Consider the following 24,304-nt stretch of genomic DNA (forward strand, 5'->3'; position numbering starts at 1 on the left):
ATGGCACGACCGATCACCCTGTTCACCGGCCAGTGGGCGGACCTGCCGTTCGAGGAGGTCTGCCGGCTGGCGTCCGGCTGGGGCTACGACGGCCTGGAGATCGCCTGCTGGGGCGACCACTTCGAGGTCGACAAGGCCCTCGCGGACGACTCCTACGTCCCGCGCAAGCTGGAGACCCTCGCCAAGCACGACCTGAAGGTGTACGCGATCTCCAACCACCTCGTCGGGCAGGCCGTCTGCGACCACCCGATCGACGAGCGGCACCAGGCGATCCTGCCGGAGCGGATCTGGGGCGACGGCGAGCCCGAGGGCGTCCGGCGGCGCGCCGCCGAGGACATCAAGGACACCGCGCGGGCCGCCGCGAAGCTCGGCGTCGACACCGTCATCGGGTTCACCGGATCGTCGATCTGGCACACCGTCGCGATGTTCCCGCCCGTCCCCGAATCGATGATCGAGCGCGGGTACGCCGACTTCGCCGACCGCTGGAACCCGATCCTCGACGTGTTCGACGAGGCCGGCGTCCGGTTCGCGCACGAGGTCCACCCGAGCGAGATCGCCTACGACTACTGGACGACCGTCCGGACGCTGGAGGCGATCGGGCACCGGCCCGCGTTCGGGCTGAACTTCGACCCGTCCCACTTCGTCTGGCAGGAGCTCGACCCGGTCGGCTTCCTGTTCGACTTCCGCGACCGGATCTACCACGTGGACTGCAAGGACACGAAGGTCCGCACCGGCGACGGGCGCCGCGGCCGGCTCGCGTCCCACCTGCCCTGGGCCGACCTGCGGCGCGGCTGGGACTTCATCTCCACCGGACGCGGCGACGTCCCCTGGGAGGACTGCTTCCGCGCCCTGAACGCCATCGGCTACGACGGCCCCGTCTCGATCGAGTGGGAGGACGCCGGCATGGACCGCCTCCAGGGCGCCCCCGAGGCGCTCGCGTTCGTCCGGGCCCTCAACGCGATGGAGCCGCCCACCGCCGCGTTCGACGCCGCCTTCTCCGCGGACTCCTGAGGCGACGGAGGCCGGGACCCGCGGAGAACCCCGCGGCGGGCCGCCACCATGAGGCCACGCATGGCGGCGGCCCGCCGCGATCAGCCGAGGGCGCGGAAGTCGGCGAAGTCGAAACCGGGGGAGACCACGCAGCTCACCAGGACCTCCTCCGCCCCGGCGGGCCGCGCCGCCTGCCAGTGCCCGGCCGGGACGACCGCCTGCGGCACCTGCCCGCCGCCCAGGTCCCCGCCGAGCACGACCCTCTCCGGCGTCCCGGACGGGCGGTCGCCGTCGCCGCCGAGCAGCAGGTCGAGCGGCCCGCCCCGATGCCACAGCCACACCTCGGCGGAGCGGACCGCGTGCCAGATCGACTCCTCGCCGGGCGGCAGCAGGAAGTAGATCGCCGTCCCGCTGGCCCGCTCGCCCGGATAGCCCGGCGGCGCGACCCGCACGTCCGACCGCCACGTCTCCCTGTACCAGCCGCCCTCGGGATGCGGCAGCAGGTCGAGCGCCTCCGCCGTGCCCGGACGGTCGAGGAACGCGACATGGCGCCCGTCCGGCCCGCGCCGCGCGTACCGCACGCGGGACGCCGTCGTACGGTCGACCACCCCGCGCGGCGGCGCCAGCCCCGGCGACGGATCGAACTCCACCGCCACGACCTGCCCTTCCTTGAAGACGTCGTCCGCGATCGCGAGCGCGTCGGCGGCGCCGTGCTCCCCGTCCGGCGCCCACACGGCCCCGGCGTCCGACAGCACGAACCGGGGCCCGTCCTGCCCCCGCCACCCCTCCAGCGTCATCAGAAGTTGCACGGGTCCGAGCCTAAGAGAAAACCGTTCGCGCGCGCGGCGGTACCCCTGGCAGCATGGCGCCCGCCCATCGGTCGATCAGCGGAGGCGAGATGCGCCAGGTCTTCGGAATCTCACAGCGCCCTAACCGGACGAGAGTTTTCGAGGACCACACCGCCCATGGCCGCACCCGCCACCGCCACCCTCAACCTCGGGATCCTCGCGCACGTTGACGCGGGCAAGACGAGCCTGACCGAACGGCTCCTCTACGACACCGGGGCCATCGACCGGCTCGGCAGCGTCGACGCCGGCGACACCCGCACCGACCGCGGCGAGCTGGAACGCGCGCGCGGCATCACGATCCGCTCCGCCGTCGCGACGTTCCGCCTCGGCGCGCTGCGCGTCAACCTGATCGACACGCCGGGCCACGCCGACTTCGTCGCCGAGGTCGAGCGCGCCCTCGGCGTTCTGGACGGCGCCGTCCTCGTCCTGTCGGCCGTCGAAGGCGTCCAGGCCCGGACCCGCGTGCTGATGCGGACGCTCCGCGAGCTGGAGCTGCCCACCCTCCTGTTCGTCAACAAGATCGACCGCGCGGGCGCGCAGATCGACGGGACGCTCGACGCGGTCCGGCGGCGCCTGTCCTCGCGGATCGTCCCGCTGAACGACGTCCGCGACCTGGGTAGCGCGGGGGCCCGGACCGCGCCCCGGGCCCCCGGACCGGCCGACGCCGAACTGCTCGCCGACGCCGACGACGGCCTGCTCGCCTCACTCGTCGACGGACGCGACCCGGCGCCCTCCGCCGTCCGCGCGGCACTGCGCGCGCAGACCGCCGCCGGGCTCGTCCACCCCCTCTACTTCGGGTCCGCGCTGACCGGACAGGGCGTCGCCGACCTGCTCGACGGCATCGCGGACCTGCTCCCCGCCGCGCCCGCGACCTCCGGCGACCCCTGCGGCACGGTCTTCGCGGTCGAACGCACCGCGTCCGGTGAGAAGGTCGCCTACCTGCGGCTCTTCGCCGGTGAGCTGCGCAACCGGCAGCGCGTCACCCTCGTCGGACGGGACGGCCCCCACGACGGCCGGATCACCGGGCTCGACATCGCCGGAGCCGAACTCGACCCCGCGACGGCAGGCGCGCACCTCACCGCCGGGAACATCGCCCGCGTCCACGGCCTCACCGGCGCGCGCGTCGGCGACCGGATCGGGACCCCGCAGCGCGCCGTCCCCGCGTTCGCGCCACCGAGCCTGGAGACGATCGCGCGGGCACGGCGCCCCCGCGACTCGGCGCGGCTGCGCGCCGCCCTGCTCGCCTTCGCCGACGAGGACCCGCTGATCCGCGCCCGTCCCGCATCCGGCGGCGCCACGTCCCTCCTGCTCTACGGAGAGGTGCAGAAGGAGATCATCGGCGCCCGGCTGCTCGCCGAACACGGGGTCGAGGCCGCCTTCGAGAAGAGCACCACCGTCTACCTGGAACGGCCCGTGGGCGTGGGCGAGGCGGAGGAGGACATGAACTGGCGCCACCGCAGACCCGACTTCTGGGCCACCATCGGCCTCCGCGTCGAACCCGGTCCACCCGGCTCCGGCATCACCTACCACCGCGAAACCGAGCTCGGCGCCCTCCCGCACGCCTTCGACCGGGCGATAGAGGAGACCGTCCACCGCACCCTGGAGCGAGGACTCCACGGCTGGCCCGTGACCGACTGCCGAGTCACCCTCACCCGCTCGGGCTTCGCCGGACCGGTCAGCACGGCGAGCGACTTCCGCGGCCTCACCCCGATCGTCCTCATGCGGGCCTTGGCCACCGCCAAGACTCGGGTCGAAGAACCCCGCCACAGGTTCGAGGCGGAGATCCCCGCCGACACGCTCGCCCCCGTCCTCGGACGCCTCGCCGCGCTCGGAGCGAGCCAACTTGAGCCAGTTCCGGAAGGCGACACGTGGACACTGCGCGGCGTGATCCCCGCCAGCCGCACCCAAGAAGCCGAACAAGCGCTACCAGGCCTGACCCGCGGCGAGGGGGTGTTCATCGCGGTGTCCCCGGCGTCAGTCGACGGTTAGGACGATCTTGCCGGAGACCCGTCCGGTCTCGCCGCGCTCGTGCGCCTTGGCGGCCTCCTCCAGCGGGACGACGGTGTCGATCTCGGCGCGGAGGCGGCCCGCGTCCGCGAGCGCGGCGAGTTCCGTCATCGCGGCGAAGTCGGGCTCGACGAGCAGCGTCTCCGCGCGCACCCCCGCCGCCGCGGCGTCCACCCCGTCGAGCCCGCCCGGCCGGATCGAGACGAGGGTCCCGCCGCGCTTCAGCGTCCGCAGCGAGCGCGCGCCGTAGTCGCCGGCCATCGTCTCAAGGACGACGTCCACGTCCCGGACGGTCTCGGCGAAGTCGACCTCCCGGTAGTCGACGGGCTCGTCCACCCCGATGCCGCGCAGGAACTCGTGCTTGGGAGCGCTCGCCGTCCCGATCACGTACGCGCCCCGGGCCTTCGCGATCTGCACGGCGAGGTGGCCGACGCCGCCCGCCGCCGCGTGGACGAGGACCCGCTGCCCCGCGCGCACGTCCGCCGTGTCCACCAGCGCCTGCCAGGCCGTCAGCCCGACCAGCGGCAGCGCGCCCGCCTGGACGTGGTCGATCGAGGCCGGCTTCCTCACGAACGTCCGGGACGGCGCCACCACGTACTCGGCGTGCGACCCGCCGCCGAACGGGTACCGCAGCATCCCGAAGACCTCGTCGCCGGGCTTGTGCAGCGTCACCCCGAACCCGACCGCCTCCACGACCCCCGACACGTCCCATCCGAGGACGAACGGCGGGTCGCCGAGGAAGCCGTGGCCCGCCCGCTGCTTCCAATCGGTCGGGTTCAGCCCGGCCGCGCGCACCCGGACGAGCACCTCGGTCGGGCCCGGCTCCGGCTTGTCCGTCTCGATCACCTTGAGCACATCGGGGCCACCGACGACGTCCTGGCTGACCGCGCGCATACGTTCCGGCATCGCTCTCTCCTTCTCCTCATTGCGTGCGGACTCAGCCTGCCGCGCGGTCGAGGCCCCCGATAAGTGGCGAGATTGCCAATATGCGCAAAGATTCGGCCAGTGCCGGGATCAGTCCATCTCGGACAGGCGCGCCGGGTCGAACGCGATCGGGAACGGCCTGGCCAGCGTCACCGTCTCCCCGGCGCGAGCCTTCCCCACCACCCGGTAGCCGCCGTCCTCCAGCTCCAGCAAGGTGACGGTGGGACGAGGCTCCAGATCGACGAGCCAGTAGTGCGGGATCCCCGTGGCCGCGTACTCGTCCACCTTGCGGACCCGGTCGATCTGCTCGTTCACCGTCCTCGGCGTCACGACCTCCGCCACGAGGATCAGGTCGGGCCCGTAGTAGGTGCGGGTGCGCCGCTCCAGGGCCGCGCGGGCGACGTCCCGTCCGACGGCGAAGACGTCCGGTTTGCGGACGCCCGCCGGAGTGGTCACGTCCTGTGGAGCGCCCGCCACGTGCACGTCGGCGTCGGCCTGGCGCGCCGCGTCCTTGAGGACGGTCTTCAGCTGCTCGGCGGCGTGATCGTGCCACATGTCGCCCGGCAGCTCGTGCAGCCAGCCGTCGGCGAGCTCGTACCGCCGTCCCTCCTCGGGCAGCGCGTCCAGGTCGTACAGCGTGTACGGGCCGTGCGCGCGGCCGAGCGTCCCGCCCATGGACCGTCCCCCCTCGCGTCGGCGCACCGGCCGTCGATCCGAATCTAGTGGACGGGTGCCTGGCGCGGCCGGAGGCGAAGATCGCGCGTCGGGACGGCCGGATCCGGGCGAACGTCTCGAAAACCGAGCGAAGGCAGGTTAAGATACATCGCGTCCGGCCCTGACCCTCCACCCGCCGGAGTGATCGGGCTGCGGAGGCCGACCGCCTCGAAGGAGAGATGTGATGAGCGTCGAGCAGCGTCCCCGGACGGCCGACCCCGCCCTGCGCGCCTCGGACCGCGACCGCGACGAGACGCTCGTCCTGCTGCACACCGCCTACGCCGAAGGACGGCTGACCGAGGCGGAGCTGGACGAGCGCATCGACCTGGTCCTCGCGTCCCGCACCCACCAGGAGCTTTCCCGCGTCTCCGCCGACCTGCCGCCCGCCGGCCCCGCCGCGGAAGCGCCCGCGGGCGCCCGTCCCGGCACGACCGCGGGACGCTACCAGATCGCCTACAAGAGCGGCGTCCGGCGCAGCGGCCGCTGGCGGCTCCCCGAGCGGTTCTGGTCCCTGATCTACAAGGGCCACTCCCTGCTCGACCTGCGCGCCGCCGAGTTGGAAGGCCCGGTGACGCACCTGCGCGTCCTCGCCTACAAGTCCACGGTCGAGATCATCGTGCCGCCCGGTGTCCGCGTGGAGACGGACGGTGCGGGACTCTCCACCGAGGTCCACGGCGCCCCCGCCGCGGGCGCCCCGGTCGTCCACATCCGGGGTTACGCCTATAAGGGGGAGATCGAGGTGAAAGATCGGCTTCGCCGGGCCTGAGGTGATAGAACGCTCCGGAGGCCGGATCGGCCGCCGTTCCCACCGTTGTCCGCACACGGAGTGATGTGGCGCGGTTTGATGGTGAGCGGTCGCGGAACACGATGGCCCGGCGCGGGCCATGTCCGGAGAAGGAGCGCGTGTGACGGCGAGGACCCCTGAGCAGGACGAGGCACGCCTCCCGGCCGAATCCGAGCCCGCCGACTCCCGCCAGATCCGGCGGCGCCTGACCTTCGGCGTCGCCGGCGACCTCGCCGACCTCCCCGCCACCCTGTCCCCATGGCAGCGCGCCTACGAGGCATGGCGCTCCGCCGACCTCCGCTGGCGCCACGGCGCCCCGCCCCGGGAACGCGCCAACCCCGCCCCCGCGGACCACCCCCGCCCCCGCAACACCGCCCGCGCAACCCCAGACCCAGCCCCCAGCCCGGACCGCCCCGCGAAACAACGCCGCAAGAAGCCCCGCGCCACGAAGACACCCACCAACACCACCCCCTCCGCACCACCCGCGGCCAACACGACCCCGGTAGCTGGAGCCCCCGCACCTGGCAACTCGTCCTCCACTAAGCCCACGCCCGCCAAGGACGCCGCGACAAAACCGCCTACCGCCAAGCCCGCGCCCGCCGAGACCGCCGCCGCGGGACCGTCCGCAGCGAAGTCTGCGCGTGTGGAGTCGTCGACGGCCAAGCCGTCCGCTGGAGCTCGCGGGCGTGGCAGGTCGTCCACCGCCAAGCCCGCGCCGGTCGAGGACACCGCCGCAAAACCGTCCGGAGCGGCGCCTGCACAGGTGGAGCCGACCCGGAGGCCGAAGGTGGGGGGTGTGGAGGTGGTCACGGGGGTCGGGGGGACTCCTGTGGCCGGGGCCGCGCTCAAAGCCGCCGCTCCCGAGCGGGACAGCGGTGAGAAGGGCGGGCAGAACCGCAGGTTGCAGGCCGGTATCGCCGGGGCGGCGGTGCTCGTGCTCGTTGCCGTCGGGGTGGTGTTCGCGCTCGGGGGCGAGGAGGCGGAGAAGCCTCGGGTCGCGGGGGCGGTGGCGGCCGATCGGCTGTTCGCCGCGGACCCCGCCGCGAAGACGGACGGGCTCGTCCAGGATCTGGCGGCCGTGGTCTCGGACGGCACGGCGACCGTCGCGACCGGGACCGAGGGGACGGGTGCCGAGGGGGCGGAGCGGACGGCGTTCCTCGTGTCCGCGGCCGGGAAGGGCTGGCGGACGGCGCGGGTGCGCGCGGACGACGGTGCCGAGCCGCCCCTCGGGGACCGGCCGCGGCTGCTCGCCGCCGGGGCCGGGACGTGGGTGGCGCTCGGTGCCGCCGCCGACGGTGCCGTGGTCGTGTGGACGAGCGGCGACGGCGGCACGTGGACGCGGCGGCCTGCTCCGGCGTTCGGGAAGACCGACAAGGTGAACGCGCTGGCGCGTACCGGGCAGGGTTTCGTGGCGGTTGGCGCGACCGGTGATGGGGCCGTGGTGTGGAGTTCCGCGGACGGCCGCGTGTGGCAGCGCGTCTCGGGGCTGCGGGCGCCGGGGGTCACCGGGTTCGACCGGGTCGCGGCGTCCGGGGGTGTGCTCGTGGCGCACGGGACGTCCGCGCGGAAGGTCACCAAGCGGAAGGGCAAGAGGAAGGTGACGCGCACGGTCCGCGGCGACGGCTTCTGGCGGTCGGCGGACGGTGGGCGGACGTGGTCGGCGGTGATCGTGCCGCAGCAGCGGGGTTCCTTCGGCGCGACGAAGGGGCTCGCGGTCGGGCCGGGCGGGTTCGCGACGGTGCGTGAGGGGCACCGGACGACGGGCCGGAAGAAGCATCGGAAGACGACGCGGTTCGGGGTGCTGTTCACGTCGGCGGACGGGCTCGCCTGGCGTGCCGCCGGGACGTTCGGCGGCGCGGACTACCTGTCGGTCGAGCGGTTCGGCGGCGCGGCCGCGGGGCTGGCCGTGCTGGTCCGGGGGGCGAAGGGCCGTTCCGTGCTGCTTGGTGACGGCCGGACGTGGCGGCCTGCCGGTGTCGGGAGCCTGGACGGCGTCGAGGTGAGCGGGCTGACGGTCGCCGGTGGCGCGGTCACGCTGGCCGGGCATCGGGACGGTGACGCCTTCCTGTCCGGCGTGGACCTGAAGGGTGTCCCCGGCGCCGTGCACGCGGAGCGGACGGTGCGGTCCGTCGCCGCGGGGCAGGGGCGGGCCGTGGCGGTCGGCAGCACGAACGGCGGCGCGGCCGTGTGGACCGCGGCCGGTGGACGGGCGTGGACGCGGGCCGGGTTCCCCGCGTCCGGCGGCTGGCTGTCCGATGTCGTGTACGGGGTGCAGGGGTGGCTGGCGGTCGGGCGCACGTCGGGCGCGTCGCCGGGGCCGCTCGCGCTGGCGTCGCAGGACGGGACGGCGTGGCGGAGGGCGCCGTTCCCGGGCGGTCCCGCGCCGGTCGCGGTGGCGGCGGGGCCCGCGGGCTACGTCGCCGTCGGGACGGGGGCCGCGTGGCGCTCGTCCGATCTCAAGGGGTGGCGGCGCGCGGACGTCGAGGGCGCCCCGGCGGACGTGGCGGCGACGGCGAAGGGCTACGTCGCGGTCGGCGGGCGCGACAAGGCGCCGGCGGTGTGGACGTCGCCGGACGGTGTGAAGTGGTCGCCGGTGAAGCTGCCCGCGGGTCTCGCGGAAGGGCCGCTGTCGGAGGTCGCGGCGCGGGGGGACGTGCTCGTCGCCGTCGGCGCGGGCGCCGCTCCGCTGGTGTCGGCCGACGGCGGTGCGACGTGGGCGCCGCGTCCGCTCGCCGGGGCCGCGTCCCTGACGGCGGTGGCCGCGACGCCGAGGGGGTTCGCCGTCGCGGCGGCCACCGGTGCGCGGGACGCGGCGGTGTGGGCGTCCGGGGACGGCGCCGCGTGGCGCCGCGTGCCGGTCTCGGGGCTGGACGGGCCCGGCGACCAGCGCCTCACCGCGATGACGGCACTGGGCGGCGAGGTGCTGGCCGTCGGTACGAGCGCGGACCACCGGGGCGAGTCGGCGCTGCTGTGGCGCGCGGCCGCTCCGTGACCGCTCAGGCGAGGGCGGGGTCTCCGGTCAGCCGTTGCAGCCGCAGGAGCATCCCTTGGCGCAGGAGCATCCGCTGCCGTGTCCGCAACTGCATCCTTTTTTCGTCATGAGCGGAAAGTAGCCTCGGCCGCACTCTGTGGTCTATGGCCGCGGCGGGACGAGGACCTGTCGCCGGGGGCGGGATGAGATGGCAGCGGGCCGTTCCGCGGCGGGGGAGGGAACGGCCCGTGCCTGGGTTTCGGTCAGGGTCGAAGCAGGGGGTCAGGTGTGGATGTGCAGGTCCACGCCGAGGAGGACGAGGAACCAGAGGAAGATGGCCAGCAGCGCGCTGGCGACCTGCCGTACGAGGGTCGCGTTGATGTAGCCGCGGTCCCACGCGATGAACACGCCGATGATGATGTAGATCAGGCCGACCAGGCTGATGCCCGGCCGATATCGGTACGCCATTGGGGCGTCTCCTCCCGGTTCGTGGTGTGACGATCGACCGTTGCCCCGGGCACGCGCGGCAAAACACCGGAGGTATTCGGGGCCGCTCCATGACGATCTTTTCGGCGCTTCCCAAATACGGTGCCGTGTCTGGGTCCGGTGGTCGTTCGCGGGGACGCCACAGGCGTCACACGTGCCCCGCGTCCTGCGGGAACGGGCTACTTGCCGGAGAGGCCGATGCGGACGACGGTGGGGTCGCGGTCGCCCGCGCGGTCGGCGAACTCGGCGTTGCGGTGCACGATGTCGTAGTCGTGGACGCGGCGGCGCAGCGACGGGCTGAGCAGGATGTGGTCGAGGGCCTGCGCGTTGCCGCCGGTGACCGCCGTGTACCGGTCGGCGGGCGGCACCGACGCCGGGAGGTCGGCGAGGCCGCCGGCCTGCGCCAGCGTGCGGACGGGTATGGAGGTCTCGGTGTCGCCCAGGTCGCCCGCCACGATGACGTCCGCGTTGCGGTCGACGGCCCGGACCGACTTGACGAAGCCCGCGACGACCTTGGCCTGCGCGTCGCGCCGCCACTGGCCGGGCCGGGACGGCGGCTGGAAGCGCCCGAAGACGGGCTGGTCGTCGCCGGTCTGCCCGAACCACTGGTTGGCGACCACGATGACGCGGCGGCCGTGCCAGGTGATCTCGCCGGCGAGGGGCTTGCGGGCGGCGCTCCAGACGGCGTCGCCCGGCGCGATCCGGCCGGGGCTGCGCGACAGCCCGGCGCCGCCGCCCAGCCGGACGGCGCGGACCGGCGTGGCGGCCGGGTCGGGACGCGCGGCGGGCGGGTCGTCCGGCGGCGGGTCCTGCTCGGCGGGGCGGTCCACGAACGCGAGCCCGCGGTCGGTGCGGAACAGGAACCCGGTCCGGGTGTTGGCGCCGTGCTCGCCGCCGTCGGCGTTGTCGCGGGGCTGCACCGAGCGCCAGTCGTAGTCGGGGCCGCCCGCGGCGCTGATCGCGGTGATCAGCTCGGCGACGGTCTGGTCGGCGGCGACGGTGCCGTCGTCCTCGGGGCCGCTGTTGTCCTCCACACCGCTGACCGCGATGAGGTCGGGCGACTTCAGGCCGATGACGACGTCCTGGGCGAGGGCGCCGAACCGCTCGGCGGGCGCGTCGGGGTCGAGCCCGCCGAGCGTGAGGGTGGCGACGGCGAGCTCGCCCGGCTTCGCCGCGCGGGTGGTCTCGCGGGGCGGCCCGCCGGGGGTGTGCCGGGGCGTGGCGGTGAGCAGCAGCTTGAAGTCGCCGTAGGCGTAGTCGAGGACGCCGTCGTTCGCGCCGGGCAGCCGGTCGCCCACGTTCGCCGCGGGCAGCGGCGCGAGCGCGTCGTCCAGGATGATCCGCTCGGGGTTGGGGTCGCCGTCGCGGAGCAGGATGCCGCCGCGCCGGGTCCGCTGGGTCGCACCGGCGCCGTTCGCGGGCAGCACGGGCAGCTCGCCGTAGCGGGACGGGCCGGCCGCGACGGCGTCCCGGACCCGCACCCGCATCCCTTCGAGCGACTCGTAGAAGTCGAGCCCGTTGCGCCGGGGGTCGAAGCCGCCGCCCTTCTCGACGTCGCCGGGCGCCGCGCGGACGACGCTGCCGGGGGCCCTGCGGCCGCCGGGCCCGAGGACGACCGGGGCGGGCTGCGCGGCGCCGTGCGCGTCGACGGCGGTGGCGGTGGCGTCGATCTCCGTGCGGGTGAGCCCGGCGGACGCGGCGCCGCCGGGCCGGAACTCGCTGACCGTGCCGTCCACGCGGACCGCGTCGCCCACGGCGGCGGACGGGCGCGTCCGGGTGAAGACGAACACGCCCTCGGACGTCGCCGGGTCGCTGTCGGGGTGCGGGTCCTGCATCCAGAAGCCGTTGGCGGTCAGGGCCGTGACGACGCCGGGCACTCCGGCGACCCGGGAGCCGCGCAGCCGCGACACGTGCCCGGCGCCCTGGACGTCGTGGATGCGGTACCCGCGCGCGGCGGCGTGCGCCGCGCCGGCGGGGACGGCGGCCAGGGGGACGGCGAGGATCGCCGCGACGACGATCGAACGGGCCGCCGTGGGACGGCGGAGCCGCCCCGTTCCACCTGCCTGCACCACCGCGCTCCCTGCCACCTCGTGGTCCGGTCCGACACGCAAAAGGATGGCATGCGCGGCGGACCGGTGCCCGGCGGTGCGGCTTTTTTCAGGCCCGACCGGTACGAACGCCGCAGCGCCGTACCGGACGGGCCGGCGCGGGCGGAACCGCCCTCAGTCGAGCCGCTCTCAGTCGAACAGGACGACCTGGCGGATCACGTCGCCGCCCTCCAGGGCGCGGACGGCGTCGTTCAGCTCCTCGAACCGGATCCGGCGGGAGATGAGGCTGTCGATGTCGAGCCGGCCCGCGCGCCACAGGTCCACGAAGAGCGGGATGTCGCGCTTGAGGTCGCAGCCGCCGTACAGGGACGCCTTGAGGCTCTTGCCGTCGAACAGCAGCGTGAACGCGCTCTGCGCCCAGTCGTCGTCGACCGCGCCGGCGCCGACGACGATGACGTCGCCGCCGCGCCGGGTGGCGTTCCAGGCCGTGTGGATCGCCCCGGACCGGCCGACGACCTCGAAGGCGTAGTCGAATCCGGCGCCGCCGGTGAGCTGGCCCTTGATCTCCTCCAGACCGTCCGGCGTCGTGGTGTGGGTGGCGCCGAACTGCTTGGCGACGGGGTGCTTGGCCTCGTTCGGGTCGATCGCGACGATGGTCGCGGCGCCGGAGATCCTGGCGCCCTGGATGACCGAGAGGCCGACGCCGCCCGCGCCGACGACCGCGACCGTGGAGCCCGGCCGGACCTTGGCCGTGTTGATCGCCGCGCCGACGCCGGTCGGGATGCCGCAGCCGAGCAGCGCCGCGTACTCGAACGGGACGTCCTCGGCGATCTTGATGACGCCGCGCCGCGGGACGACGAGCTCCTCGGACCAGGTGCCCATGCCCGCCATGCCGAACGCGGGGGTGCCGTCGCCGAGCCGGAACAGCGGCTCGCTGAACGACTGGGCGATGTGCGTCATGCAGAGGAACGGCTCGCCGCGCAGGCAGTCGGCGCAGGTGCCGCAGTCGGGCGTCCAGTTGACGACGACGTGGTCGCCGGGCGCGACCTCCGTGACGTGCTCGCCGACCTCCGCCACGACGCCCGCGCCCTCGTGGCCGATGACCGTGGGCGGCACCGTCGGCAGCACGCCGGTCATCGTGGACAGGTCCGAGTGGCAGACCCCGGTTGCCTTGATGGCGACCTTGACCTGGTCGGGACCCGGGCCGACGGTGGTGACGTCGTCGCGCAGGTCGAGTTCCTTGTCGCCGACCGCATGCAGGACCGCGGCGCGTGCCATGGCTGCCTCCACATCGAGGGTGGGACGCCGCGCCGTCGGGCGGGCGTCCGGGGGTGGGGGTGTGCTGGCCGGGAGCGGACGGGAGGGGGCGGGCGGCGCGGTCTCGCGGTGGAGGCAGCCGTCGGGGCTACTCCTCCAGCGTGAGCGCCGCCTTGGGGCAGGACCGCACGGCGTGCCGGACGCGGTCGGCCTCCTCGGCCGGGACGTCGGGCTGGAGGATCTCCAGCTCGTCGTCGTCGGTGAGATCGAACACCTCGGGAGCGAGGCCGACGCAGACGGCGTTGGCCTCGCACACCAGCGGGTCGACTCGTACTCTCATCGCCTTCTCCGTTCGCGATCCCGGGTGAGCGTGCGCGGTGGTGCGGGGAGAGCGCGGCGCGCCGCGGCCTCCGACGCCAACCTACCGAACCAGGTTCGGAGCTGCGCGCTCACCCAGAAAGTAGAACACGTTTCAGTCTGGCTGGGCAAGACGCGCCGCACGGAACGATCTCGGATAAGGTGCCCGCGGAGGAGATCCATGACCCACACCAAGGCGTCCACCGACCCGGGGACGACCCCCCTTCCCGAACCGGCGGCGACCGGTCCGGGAACCGGCCCGGCGATGCCGGCCGACCTGCTGCGCGTCGCGCGCCACGCCAAGGGCTTCATGCCGGACGACGAGGGCCGCGCGCTCTACGAGACGGCGCTGGAGTACGGCGGGCGGCTGGCCGGCACCGGCCCGATGCTGGAGGTCGGCACCTACTGCGGCAAGTCGGCGATCTACCTGGGCGCCGCCGCCCGGGCCGCCGGCACGGTCGTCGTCACCGTCGACCACCACCACGGCTCGGAGGAGAACCAGGCGGGCTGGGAGCACCACGACCCGTCCCTGGTCGACCCGAGCACCGGGCGCATGGACACGCTGCCGGCCTTCCGCAGGACGATCGGCGTCGCGGGCCTGGAGGACCAGGTCATCGCCGTCGTCGGGCAGTCCAGGACGGTCTCGGCGTTCTGGCGGACGCCGCTCGCGCTGCTGTTCATCGACGGCGGCCACGCCGAGGAGCACGCCCAGGGCGACTACGAGGGCTGGGCCCCGCACGTCGCCGTCGGCGGCGCCCTCGTGATCCACGACGTGTTCCCCGACCCGAGGGACGGCGGGCAGCCGCCCTACCACGTCTACCTGCGGGCGCTCGCCAGCGGCGCCTTCGAGGAGCGGCGCGTCCAGGGCTCCCTGCGCGTCCTGGAGCGGATCAGCGACACCGACCCCGTCACCCCGGCCTGAGCACGGCCCGCGCGCGAGCCCGCCCGCGGGCCCGCCCGCGGGCCCAGGCGCGGGCCCAGGCGCGGGCCGACGGGCGGGAACGGACCTAGGAGCGCGTGCGGACGGGGTCGGCGCTCCGGACGAGCCCGCAGCCGCATGCCAGCGGGTCGGACGCCGCGGACGGGCCGAGCGGCCGCCCGGCGATCTCCTTGAAGATGCGGGCGCCGGGGGAGGCGCCCTCCAGCGCGTCCGCGGCGAGGACGACCGCCGCGGCCGTGTAGGTGGAGCGGTCGCCGGGGAAGTGCCGCTCGTTCTCGAACTGCCAGCCCGTCCAGTACGAGCCGTCCTCGTGCCGCAGGTGCTGGATCGTGGTGAACAGCTCCAGCGCCCGGTCGCGGTCGCCCGCCGCGTCCAGCGCCATGACGAGCTCGCAGCTCTCGGCGGCGGTCACCCACGGCTGGTCGGACACGCAGCGGCAGCCGAGGCCCGGGACGACGAACGCGTCCCAGCCCTCCGCGATGCGCCGCGCGGCGTCCGCGCCGCGGACGGGCCCGCCGAGCACCGGGTAGTACCAGTCCATCGACCAGCGGCTCTTGTCGGCGAACGCCTCGGGGTGGGCGGCGACGACGTGGCCGAGCTGGTCGGCGGCGAGCTCCCAGCCGGGCTGCGGCTCGCCGAGGTGCTCGGCGAGCGCGACCGCGCACCGCAGCGACTGGTAGATCGACGAGCAGCCGGTCAGCAGCGCGTGGTCGGACGGCGCGCCGTCCTCGTGCCGGATCCAGATGATCTCGCCGCGGCGGGTCTGGAGGCCGAGCGTGAAGTCGATCGCGCGGCGGACCGAGGGCCACATGCGGCGGGCGAAGTCCTCGTCGCCGGTCATCAGCAGCTCGTGCCAGACGCCGACCGCGACGTAGGCGGCGTGGTTGGACTCGCCGCCGGGCTCGGTGACCTCGCCCAGCACCCACTTGGCGGGCCACGACCCGTCCGGGCGCTGGACGCCGCGGAGCCACTCGTAGGCGCGCCGGGACTCCTCGCGGAGCCCCGCGACGGTGAGGGCCATCGCGGCCTCGACGTGGTTCCAGGCGTCCACGTGGCCGGGGACGCCCGCCGTGGGGGAGAACCAGGGGATCGCTCCGGACTCCTCCTGCTGGGCCGCGATGCTCCGCGCGGTGGCGACGACGTCGTCCGCCGTCAGGACGCCGGGGACCGCCGGGACCGCGGGCGCGGCCGGAGCCCCGGTCCCGTCCTCCCCGTCACCGGCGTCCCCGCCGCGGCCGACCTCCCGGTCAGACCGCATCCGCCGTCTCCTTGGCCGGTGCCGCGGGCGTGCCCGGCGCGGAGGGCTTGGCGAAGTACACGACGACGCTCTTGCCGATCAGCGGGTTCAGCGCGCGCTCGGCGAGCCGGGTGGCGAGCGGCCGCTTCATGATGTCCCAGACGAGGAGCTGGTGGTAGGCCTTCGCGAGGGGGTTGGCGTCGTTGTCGACGCCGACGGCGCACTTGATCCACCAGTAGGGGGCGTGCAGGCCGTGCGCGTGGTGGTGGCCGCCGACGACGAAGCCGATCGACTTCAGCTTGGCCTCCAGCTCCGCGCGGGTGTAGATCCGCACGTGCCCGCCGGGGGCGGTGTGGTAGTCCTCCGACAGCGCCCAGCAGACCCGCTCGGGCAGCCAGCTCGGCACGGTGACGGCGAGCCGCCCGCCGGGCTTCAGCACGCGCAGCAGCTCGCGCATGGCGCGCATGTCGTCGGGGATGTGCTCCAGCACCTCGGACGCGACGACCGCGTCGAAGTGGTCGTCGGGAAACGGCAGGTCGAGCGCGTCACCCTGCACGGTCTCGGCGGTCGCGCCGGCGGGCACCTCGCCCTCCAGCCGCATCGCCCCGAACATCGTCTCGACGCCCTTGAGCTCCTCGGGGTCGAGGTCGAAGGCCACGACGTTCGCACCCCGCCGGTACAGCTCGAAGGCGTGCCGTCCGGCACCGCATCCCATGTCGAGGACGCGGTCTCCGGGGGTGATGGGGAACCGCTGGAAATCCACGGTCAGCAGGGTCGTGCTCCTTCCGTGCGGGGACGCTCGGGGGCGAGCTCCCACGTGGGTCTATCGCCTCGGCGCTGCGGCGAGTCGCCGGTAGTTCTGCTCGGTGATGGCGGCGCGGTAGTGCTCGACGGTGGCGCGGGCGACGGCCGGCCACGCGAACCGCTGCTGGACGCGGGCGAGGCCGGCGGCGCCGACCCGCTCGCGCTCGGCGGCGGAGTCGTGCAGCCGGCGCAGCGTGCTGGCCAGCTCCTCGACGTCGCCGGGCTCGACGAGGATCCCGGCGTCGCCGACGACCTCGGGGAGCGCGCCGGCGCGGCTCGCGACGAGCGGCGTCCCGGACGCCATGTGCTCGACGGCGGGCAGGGAGAAGCCCTCGTAGCGGGACGGCACGACGGCGATCTCCGCGGAGGCCAGCAGCTCGCCCAGCTCGTCGTCGCTGATCCCGCCGGCGAAGCGGACGCGCTCGCCGAGGGCCAGGTCCTTGACCAGCTTCTCGGTCGGGCCGTCCTTGCGCGGCCGGCTCACGACGATCACGTGCACGTCCCGCTCGGTGGCGATCTTCGCGACCGAGCGCAGCAGCACGTCCACGCCCTTGATCGGCGCGTCGGCGCTGGCCATCGCGACGATCCGGCCGGGGACGCGCTCGCCGCGCGGGTGGAAGACGCGGGTGTCGACGCCGAGCGGCAGGATCTCGATGTCGCGGGGGTCGACCTTGAAGTCCTTGACGATGTCGACCTTGGACGACTCCGACACGGTCAGCACGGGGCCGATCCGCCGGGAGACCTGCGACTGCATGGCGACGAACCCGTACCAGCGGCGCTTGCCGAGCTTCTGCTTCAGCCCGCGCGCCGCCTCCAGCTCGATCCGCCGGTCGACGCTGATCGGGTGGTGGATGCTCGTGACGAGCGGCAGCCCGAGCCGGGTGATGCCGAGGTTGCCGAGGCCGAGGACCTGGTTGTCGTGCACGACGTCGAAGTCGCCGCGCCGGGCCCGCAGCGCCCGCAGCACGCGCAGGCTGAAGGTGAGCGGCTCGGGGAAGCCGCCCGTCTTCATGTGCGCGAACTCCAGGACGTCGATCCAGTCGCGGAACTCGCTCAGCGCCGGGGTGCGGAACGGGTCCTCGTCCCGGTACAGGTCCAGGCTCGGGATCTTGGTGAGGGTGATCTCCTCACGGTCCAGGTCGGGGTACGGCTGGCCGGAGAGGACCTCCACCGTGTGCCCGAGGTCGATCAGCTCCCGGCTCAGGTGCCGGAGGTAGACCCCCTGGCCCCCGCAGTGCGGCTTGCTCCGGTACGAGAGCAGGGCCACGCGCAGGGGACCGTCCGACGGTTCGCCTGCCTCACCCACGCCTATCCCTGCCCACGCACCACTCCCGTCAGTCGAGGGACGCCGGCCGCACGCGCACCGGCATCTCCTTTATGCCGTTGATGAAACTAGACCTTAGCCTCCGCACGTTACCGGAGAGTTCAATATTGGGCATGGCGTCCAAAAGTGTTTCGAAAAGCACACTGAGCTCAAGCCGGGCGAGGTGGGCACCGAGGCAGAAGTGGGGCCCTCCGCCGCCGAACCCCAGGTGGGGGTTCGGGTCCCGCCCCACGTCGAAGACGCCGGGGTCGGGGAACACCGCGGCGTCCCGGTTGGCGGAGGCGTAGAACACCACGACCTTGTCGCCCGCGGCGATCTTGCGGCCGCCGAGCTCGACGTCCCGGACGGCGGTCCGGCGGAACAGGTTGACGGGCGTCACCCAGCGGACGATCTCGTCCGCCGCGGTCCGGACGAGGCTCCGGTCCGCGCGCAGCCGCGCCCACTGGCCGGGGTGCTCCAGCAGCGCGAGCATGCCCCCGGACGCGGCGTTGCGGGTCGTCTCGTTGCCCGCGACCGACAGCAGCATCACGAACAGCTCGAACTCGTCGCCGGACAGGACCTCGCCGCCCGCGTCCGGCTGGAGCAGCTTCGTGACGATGTCGTCGCGCGGGTTCTCCCGCCGGGACTCGGCCAGGACGTTCGCGTAGGCGTACAGCTCCACCGCCGCCTGCCTGCCGTCCTCCGGGCCGCCCTGGAACTCCGGGTCGTCCGCGCCGATCAGCGTGTTCGACCAGGTGAAGATCTTCTCGCGGTCCTCGGGCGGGGCGCCGAGCAGCTCGCAGATCACGTACAGCGGCAGCGGCGCCGCGAGGTCGCGGACGAAGTCGGCCTCGTCCCCGCGGCGCAGGGTGTCCTCGACCAGCGCCCGGCAGATCTCCCTGATGTGCTGCTCCAGCGCGCCGATGGCGCGCGGCGTGAACCCCCGGTTGACGATGCTCCGCTTCCGCGAGTGGTCCGGCGGGTCCTGGTTGAGCATCATCATCCGCTGCAGGACGAGGTTCTCCTCCTCCGGCTCGTCGAACAGCGCGAGCCGCTCGTAGGAGGAGAAGACCTCGGGGTGCCGGGACACGCGCACGACGTCCTCGTGCCGGGTGACCGCCCAGAACGGCGGGTTGCCGCGGCTCGGGTCGCCGTGGTGCCGGTGCACCGGATCGTGCTCGCGCAGCCACGCGAACTGCTCGTGGGGGATCCCGCCGCTCTCGTACACACCGGGGTCGACCAGGTCGATGTGGGGGGTGGTCATCGCCGCGCGCCTCCTCAGGGCGGGGTCACCTCAGGGTGGGGTCACCTCCGTGAGGGCGTGAAGCGGACGGGCAGCTCCTTCACGCCGTTCACGAAGTTGGACCGCAGCCGGCGGGCCTCGCCGGCCGGGCCGATGTCGGGCATCCGGTCCAGGATGGTCTCGAAGACGATCTTCAGGTTCATCCGGGCGAGATGGGTGCCCAGGCAGAAGTGCGGGCCGCCGCCGCCGAACCCGATGTGCGGGTTCGGGTCGCGGCCCACGTCGAACCGGAACGGGTCCGCGAACACCCGCTCGTCCCGGTTGGCCGAGCCGTAGAACAGCACGACCTTGTCGCCCGCCTTGATCCGCTTGCCGCCGAGCTCGACGTCGCGGACGGCCGTCCGGCGGAACTGGTTCAGCGGGCTCACCCAGCGGACGATCTCCTCGACCGCCGTCGGCAGCAGGCTCCGGTCCTCCTGGAGCCGGCGCCACTGGTCGGGGTGCTCGAAGAACGCCTGCATGCCGCCCGCCGTCGCCGTGCGGGTGGTCTCGTTCCCGGCGATCGACAGCATGATCACGAAGAGCTGGAACTCCTCCTCGCTGATCCGCGACCCGTCCGCGTCGGGCTGGAGGAGCTTGGTGACGATGTCGTCGCGCGGCGTGGACTCCCGCTCGCGCGCCAGCTCGCCCGCCCAGCCGGCGAACTCGGCGGCGTAGAGCTGCGACTCCGTCCGGTCGCCGATGTAGTCGGGGTCGTTGAACGCGACCAGCTTGTTGGACCAGTGGAAGATCTTCTCCCGGTCCTCCAGCGGCGCGCCGAGCAGCTCGCAGATCGTGTAGAGCGGCAGCGGCGCGGCGAAGTACTCGACGAAGTCGCACTCGCCGAGCGGCGCGGCCTCGTCGATCAGCCGGTCGCAGATCTCCCTGATGTGGTCCTGCAACCTGCCGATCATCCGGGGCGTGAACCCCTTGTTCACCATGCTGCGCAGTCTGGTGTGGTCCGGCGGGTCCTGGAAGAGCATCATCTGCCCGTACAGCGCGATCTCGTCGTCCGCGAACTCCTCGAACATCGCCGTCCGCGTGTGCGAGGAGAACAGGTCGGGACGCCGCGAGGCGCGCACCACGTCCTCGTGCCGCGTGACGGCCCAGAACCCGGGGACGCCGTCGTTGGGGTCCGGGTGCCAGTGGACGGGGTCGTTGTCGCGGAGCCAGGTGAACTGCTCGTGGGGGATCCCGCCGCGCTCGTAGACGCCGGGGTCGATGATGTCGATCTCGGGAGCGGCGCTGCTCCGGGGGGACTCGGTGGCGAGGTCGGAGGCGGAGCGGGGCTCAGGAGCCATCAGTGGGAGTTCCTTCGTGCCGGAGGTGGAACGGCAGTGCCGGGCCAGGGGACGGGTTCGCGCCGAGGCGGCCCCGCGTCGCGCCACGCGGAACCCGGTCACCGGCGGTGCACGCCGGCGCACGGAAAAGTGACTGAGCGCTTGCTTGGTTCTCATCTAGAACGAGTTCTAACATGAGACTGGAGTCTCATCAAGGGTCTAGACGCGTGAGTGACGCGGATCGCACCGCGCCGGGGCCACCGCCCGGGGCGACCGTCCGGGGCCGCCCGGCGGGACGGGGGTCAGCGCAGCGTGTAGCGGAGGGGGTCCGCCGTGCCGGCGCGGCGGGCCACGCCGCGGTTCTCCAGGACGCGCAGGTGCGCGGCGGCCTCGCCCGCGGCCATGCGGCGGGCCTGGAGCGGCATCTCCTCCCAGGGGTGCCGCCAGGTGAGGCCCGCGGTCAGCTCCCACAGCGTGACCGGGCGCGAGGACAGCAGGGCCGTCATCTCCGCCAGCCGCTCCTCGTGGTGGTCGATGATCTCGCGGACGCGGCCCGTCAGGCCGGTGAACCGGTACTGGTGGGCGGGCAGGACCTCGTCCGCGTCCATGCCGGAGATCTTGCCCAGCGAGCCGAGGAAGTCGCCGAGCGGGTCCACGGCCGGCAGGTCGTAGGGGTACAGGCCGATGTGCGGCGTGATCCGCGGCAGCACGTGGTCGCCGGTGAAGATCCGGTCGCCCTCCTCCAGGTGGAGGCAGATGTGGCCGGGGGAGTGGCCGGGCGTCCAGACGACGCGGAGCCTGCGGCCCGGCAGGTCCACGAGGTCGCCGTCGGCCAGCTCCCGGTCGGGCGCGGCGGGCGGGTCGACCCGCTCGCGCGCGCCGGGCGCCCGCAGCTCCGCCTCGTCCGCGCCGGCGCGGCGGAGGGCGGCGGTCTCGATCGCGCCGTGCGTGCCCTCCGCCACCACCGAGCGGAACATCCGGACGATCTCGGCGTCCGCGTGGTGCATCCCGATCCACGCGCCGGACGCCTCGCGGACCCGTCCCGCCAGGCCAGCGTGGTCGGGGTGGAAGTGGGTGACCACCACGCCGTGCACGTCGGCGACGTCCAGTCCGAAACCGGCCAGGCCGTCGCGGAGCGCGGCCCAGGCGTCCTCGTGCTCCCAGCCCGCGTCGATCAGGACGGGGCCGCGCGGGCTCTCCAGGGCGTACACCAGCGTGTACGCGAGCGGGTTGCCCGGGATCGGGACCGGAACGCTCCACAGGCCATCGCCGAGATCCTCGGGTTCGGGCTGCACGGGACCGCCTTTCGCGCCTGACGGCAGTTCGCGGGTGTCGGCTCGGGGACCTCCCCGAGGCTAGAGCCGTTCCAGGATCGTGGCGGTGGACAGGGCGCCGCCGCAGCACATCGTCACGAGGGCCGTGCCCGCGTCCCGCCGTTCCAGCTCGTGGAGGGCCGTGGTGATCAGGCGGGCGCCGGTCGCGCCGACCGGATGGCCGATCGCGATCGCGCCGCCGTTCACGTTGACCCGGTCCATGTCCGGCTCGTGGACGGACGCCCAGGACAGCACCACGGAGGCGAACGCCTCGTTGATCTCGGTGATGTCGATGTCGCCCATGGACATGCCCGCGCGCCCGAGCACCCGCTCGGTCGACTGGACGGGCCCGTCCAGGTGGTAGTACGGCTCCGACCCGACCAGCGCCTGGGCCCGCAGCCGGGCGCGGGGGCGCAGCCCGAGGGCACGCGCCTTCTCCTCGGACATCAGCAGGACGGCCGCGGCGCCGTCCGAGATCTGGGACGAGGTGCCCGCGGTGTGCCGGGCCTCCGGGCCGAGGACGGGCTTCAGCTTTGCGAGGCCCTCGGCGGTGGTCTCGCGCAGCCCTTGGTCGCGGGTCACCGTCCGGTTCTCGCCCGTCGCGTTGCCCTCGGCGTCCAGCACGGGCGCGTCGATCGGCGCGACCTCCCGGTCGAACCGGCCGTCGGCCCACGCCTTGGCGGCGAGCTGCTGCGAGCGCGCGCCGAACGCGTCGAGGTCGGCGCGGGTGATGCCGCGGCGGTCCGCGATCCGCTCGGCGGCCTGGAACTGGTTCGGCATGTCGATCGACCAGTCGTCCGGGCGCGGGTTCGCGGGCAGCACGTTGCTGCCGAGCGGCGCCCGGCTCATCACCTCGACGCCGCAGCCGATCGCGACGTCCACGACCCCGGCGGCGATCTGCGCGGCGGCGAGGTGCACCGCCTGCTGCGCCGAGCCGCACTGCGCGTCGATCGTGGTCACGCCGGTCTGCCAGGGCAGGCCCGCGTACAGCCAGGCGTACCGGCCGACGTGCCCGCCCTGCTCGCCCGCCTGCGTCACGCAGCCCGCGAAGACCTCCTCGACCTCGGCGGGGTCGATGCCGGAGCGCTCGACGGCCGCGTTCAGCGCGTGCGCCAGGACGGCCTGCGCCTTCAGCCCGGCCAGCACGCCGTTGCGCTTCCCGAGCGGCGTCCGCACCGCCTCGACGATCACCGGGGTGCCCATGCGGTCTCCTTCCGGACGCGACCCTGCGGACGCGCGCGCGATTAGAACGAGATTCGCATATAACTGTAACGTGTTCTACTTTCGCGCGGTAGAGGGCACCGGGGATCGGGCCGTCAGGCGTAGCGGACCCGGAGCTCCTTCACCCCGTTCAGCCAGGCCGAGCGGAGCCGCCGCGGCTCCCCGACCCGGGTGATCCCGGGCATCTGGTCGGCGATCGCGTCGAACATCAGCCCGATCTCCATCCGCGCCAGGCTCGCGCCGAGGCAGTAGTGCGCCCCCGTCCCGCCGAACCCGAGGTGCGGGTTCGGCGACCGCGTGATGTCGAACGACGCGGGGTCCTCGAAGACCTCCTCGTCGAAGTTCGCCGACGAGTAGTACATCGCCACCCGGTCGCCCGCCCGGATCTCCACGCCGCCCAGCTCGGTGTCGCGGACGGCCGTCCGCTGGAACGCCGTCACGGGCGTCGCCCACCGGACGATCTCGTCCGCGGCCGTCGCCGGACGCTCGACCTTGTACAGCTCCCACTGCTCCGGATGGTCGAGCAGCGCCACCATCCCGTGCGTGATCGCGTTGCGGGTCGTCTCGTTCCCGGCGACCGACAGCAGGATCATGAAGTAGCCGAACTCGTCGTCGCTCAGGCCCCGCCCGTCCACGTCCGCCTGGACGAGCCGCGTGACGATGTCGTGGGCCGGGCAGCGCCGCCGCCGCTCGGCGAGGCCCATCGAGTAGCCGATGATCTCCGCGGCGGCGCAGGCCGGATTGGCATCGTACTCCGGGTCGTCGTAGCCCAGCATCTGGTTCGACCACGCGAACAGCCGGCCGCGGTCCCGCTGCGGCACGCCCATCAGCTCCGCGATCGCCTGGAGCGGCAGCTCCGCGGCGATCTCCGAGACGAAGTCGCCCTCGCCGCCCCGGCGCAGCGCGTCCGCCACGATCCGCTCCGCCCGCTCCCGGAGCGCGTCCCGCAGCCCCCTGACCACCCGCGGCGTGAACCCCCGCGAGACGATCTGGCGGAGCTTCGCGTGCTGCGGCGCGTCCATGTGCAGCAGGAGGTTCTCGCGCTGGACGTCCAGCTCGTCGCGCCCGAAGCTCTCGTTGAACCGGATCACCGCGCCGTTCGCGCCCGCGGAGTACAGCTCGCCGTCGCGCGAGATCTCCTTGATGTGCGCGTGCTTGCTGACCACCCAGAAGCCGTCGTCGTCGAAGCCCGTCCGCCCGCGCGGCTGCGCGTTCCACCACGGGCGGGCCGTCCGGCGCAGCGCCGCGAACTCGGCCAGCGGCACCCGCTCGGCCATCAGGTCGGGGGAGGAGAAGTCGAAGCCCTCGGGAACGGCGGTCTCCGGCACGGTCGCGGTCATGGGCGTGGTCCCTCCGATGGCGCAACGGACATCGCGCTCACCGTAGAACCCGTTCCAGCGGCACGGCAAGAGAAAATGAGACTCAAGTCTAATCAAGAGTCTTGGCCAAGCGCTTGGTCAATTATGTGTGGTCCAGATGCACTTCCACGTGGTGAAATTCGAGATGCTTGCCCCTGCAACATGACCAATGGTCATCTC

General features: G+C 73.7%; 20 protein-coding genes. 5 read left to right on the forward strand and 15 right to left on the reverse strand.

Going from position 1 to position 24,304, the window contains the following annotated elements:
* Positions 1 to 1,011 carry a sugar phosphate isomerase/epimerase family protein gene (locus E1300_RS11885; protein ID WP_131757019.1) on the forward strand — a complete coding sequence of 337 codons (1,011 nt, stop codon included), beginning with the start codon at positions 1 to 3 and terminating at the stop codon, positions 1,009 to 1,011.
* Between the two features lie 80 nt (positions 1,012 to 1,091).
* Here the strand turns inward: E1300_RS11885 and E1300_RS11890 are convergent, their stop codons facing one another.
* Positions 1,092 to 1,799: a cupin domain-containing protein gene (locus tag E1300_RS11890; RefSeq protein WP_242619095.1), complete on the reverse strand. Its 708-nt coding sequence runs from the start codon at positions 1,797 to 1,799 to the stop codon at positions 1,092 to 1,094.
* A gap of 156 nt (positions 1,800 to 1,955) precedes the next feature.
* On the opposite strand from E1300_RS11890, the gene E1300_RS11895 reads away from it, so the two are divergent.
* Positions 1,956 to 3,827: an elongation factor G gene (locus E1300_RS11895; protein ID WP_131757020.1), complete on the forward strand. Its 1,872-nt coding sequence runs from the start codon at positions 1,956 to 1,958 to the stop codon at positions 3,825 to 3,827.
* Here the strand turns inward: E1300_RS11895 and E1300_RS11900 are convergent.
* Entirely contained in the window at positions 3,813 to 4,751 is a 939-nt protein-coding gene (locus E1300_RS11900) for an NADP-dependent oxidoreductase (protein WP_242619096.1), read from the reverse strand. The genes E1300_RS11895 and E1300_RS11900 overlap by 15 nt on opposite strands.
* A gap of 108 nt (positions 4,752 to 4,859) precedes the next feature.
* Positions 4,860 to 5,444, reverse strand: coding sequence for a Uma2 family endonuclease (locus tag E1300_RS11905; protein ID WP_131757021.1), 585 nt, complete (start codon positions 5,442 to 5,444; stop codon positions 4,860 to 4,862).
* Positions 5,445 to 5,667: 223 nt separating this feature from the next.
* On the opposite strand from E1300_RS11905, the gene E1300_RS11910 reads away from it, so the two are divergent.
* Together E1300_RS11910 and E1300_RS11915 are read left to right on the forward strand one after the other, a co-directional pair.
* The gene (locus tag E1300_RS11910; RefSeq protein ID WP_131757022.1) at positions 5,668 to 6,249 is read left to right on the forward strand and encodes a DUF1707 SHOCT-like domain-containing protein; all 582 of its coding nucleotides are present in this window, start codon (positions 5,668 to 5,670) and stop codon (positions 6,247 to 6,249) included.
* A 139-nt stretch (positions 6,250 to 6,388) separates the two neighbouring features.
* Positions 6,389 to 9,259: a hypothetical protein gene (locus E1300_RS11915; protein WP_131757023.1), complete on the forward strand. Its 2,871-nt coding sequence runs from the start codon at positions 6,389 to 6,391 to the stop codon at positions 9,257 to 9,259.
* A 261-nt stretch (positions 9,260 to 9,520) separates the two neighbouring features.
* Here E1300_RS11915 and E1300_RS11920 read toward each other — a convergent pair whose 3' ends face one another.
* The 4 genes from E1300_RS11920 to E1300_RS11935 all read right to left on the reverse strand — a co-directional run bounded on the left by E1300_RS11920 (position 9,521) and on the right by E1300_RS11935 (position 13,369).
* Positions 9,521 to 9,706: a hypothetical protein gene (locus E1300_RS11920; RefSeq protein ID WP_131757024.1), complete on the reverse strand. Its 186-nt coding sequence runs from the start codon at positions 9,704 to 9,706 to the stop codon at positions 9,521 to 9,523.
* Positions 9,707 to 9,903: 197 nt separating this feature from the next.
* Complete coding sequence (locus tag E1300_RS11925; RefSeq protein WP_242619097.1) at positions 9,904 to 11,793, reverse strand: DUF8508 domain-containing protein; 1,890 nt, start codon at positions 11,791 to 11,793, stop codon at positions 9,904 to 9,906.
* A 168-nt stretch (positions 11,794 to 11,961) separates the two neighbouring features.
* Positions 11,962 to 13,050: an alcohol dehydrogenase catalytic domain-containing protein gene (locus tag E1300_RS11930; RefSeq protein ID WP_131757025.1), complete on the reverse strand. Its 1,089-nt coding sequence runs from the start codon at positions 13,048 to 13,050 to the stop codon at positions 11,962 to 11,964.
* Positions 13,051 to 13,177: 127 nt separating this feature from the next.
* Positions 13,178 to 13,369 (reverse strand): ferredoxin, encoded by a 192-nt coding sequence (locus E1300_RS11935; protein WP_131757026.1) that lies wholly within the window; start codon positions 13,367 to 13,369, stop codon positions 13,178 to 13,180.
* A gap of 282 nt (positions 13,370 to 13,651) precedes the next feature.
* Between E1300_RS11935 and E1300_RS11940 the strand changes: the two genes are divergently transcribed.
* Positions 13,652 to 14,308, forward strand: coding sequence for a class I SAM-dependent methyltransferase (locus tag E1300_RS11940; protein ID WP_131757060.1), 657 nt, complete (start codon positions 13,652 to 13,654; stop codon positions 14,306 to 14,308).
* Between the two features lie 85 nt (positions 14,309 to 14,393).
* On the opposite strand, the gene E1300_RS11945 is transcribed toward E1300_RS11940, so the two are convergent.
* The 8 genes from E1300_RS11945 to E1300_RS11980 all read right to left on the reverse strand — a co-directional run bounded on the left by E1300_RS11945 (position 14,394) and on the right by E1300_RS11980 (position 24,106).
* Entirely contained in the window at positions 14,394 to 15,584 is a 1,191-nt protein-coding gene (locus tag E1300_RS11945; protein WP_242619098.1) for a prenyltransferase, read from the reverse strand.
* Entirely contained in the window at positions 15,574 to 16,335 is a 762-nt protein-coding gene (locus E1300_RS11950) for a class I SAM-dependent methyltransferase (RefSeq protein WP_207399664.1), read from the reverse strand. Before E1300_RS11950 ends, E1300_RS11945 begins: the two co-directional genes overlap by 11 nt.
* 51 nt (positions 16,336 to 16,386) lie before the next feature.
* Positions 16,387 to 17,679: a glycosyltransferase family 4 protein gene (locus E1300_RS11955; RefSeq protein ID WP_370784737.1), complete on the reverse strand. Its 1,293-nt coding sequence runs from the start codon at positions 17,677 to 17,679 to the stop codon at positions 16,387 to 16,389.
* A gap of 22 nt (positions 17,680 to 17,701) precedes the next feature.
* Positions 17,702 to 18,934, reverse strand: coding sequence for a cytochrome P450 (locus tag E1300_RS11960; protein WP_131757029.1), 1,233 nt, complete (start codon positions 18,932 to 18,934; stop codon positions 17,702 to 17,704).
* A 41-nt stretch (positions 18,935 to 18,975) separates the two neighbouring features.
* Positions 18,976 to 20,253, reverse strand: a complete 1,278-nt coding sequence (locus tag E1300_RS11965) for a cytochrome P450 (protein ID WP_131757030.1) — start codon at positions 20,251 to 20,253, stop codon at positions 18,976 to 18,978.
* A 281-nt stretch (positions 20,254 to 20,534) separates the two neighbouring features.
* Entirely contained in the window at positions 20,535 to 21,527 is a 993-nt protein-coding gene (locus tag E1300_RS11970; RefSeq protein ID WP_131757031.1) for an MBL fold metallo-hydrolase, read from the reverse strand.
* Between the two features lie 60 nt (positions 21,528 to 21,587).
* Positions 21,588 to 22,748 carry a steroid 3-ketoacyl-CoA thiolase gene (locus E1300_RS11975; RefSeq protein WP_131757032.1) on the reverse strand — a complete coding sequence of 387 codons (1,161 nt, stop codon included), beginning with the start codon at positions 22,746 to 22,748 and terminating at the stop codon, positions 21,588 to 21,590.
* Between the two features lie 113 nt (positions 22,749 to 22,861).
* On the reverse strand, positions 22,862 to 24,106 hold the full coding sequence (locus tag E1300_RS11980; RefSeq protein ID WP_131757033.1) for a cytochrome P450: 1,245 nt from the start codon (positions 24,104 to 24,106) through the stop codon (positions 22,862 to 22,864).
* Positions 24,107 to 24,304: the final 198 nt, after the last annotated feature.

The sequence above is a fragment of the Actinomadura fibrosa genome, assembly GCF_900659615.1.
Classification (GTDB): Bacteria; Actinomycetota; Actinomycetes; order Streptosporangiales; family Streptosporangiaceae; genus Spirillospora; species Spirillospora fibrosa.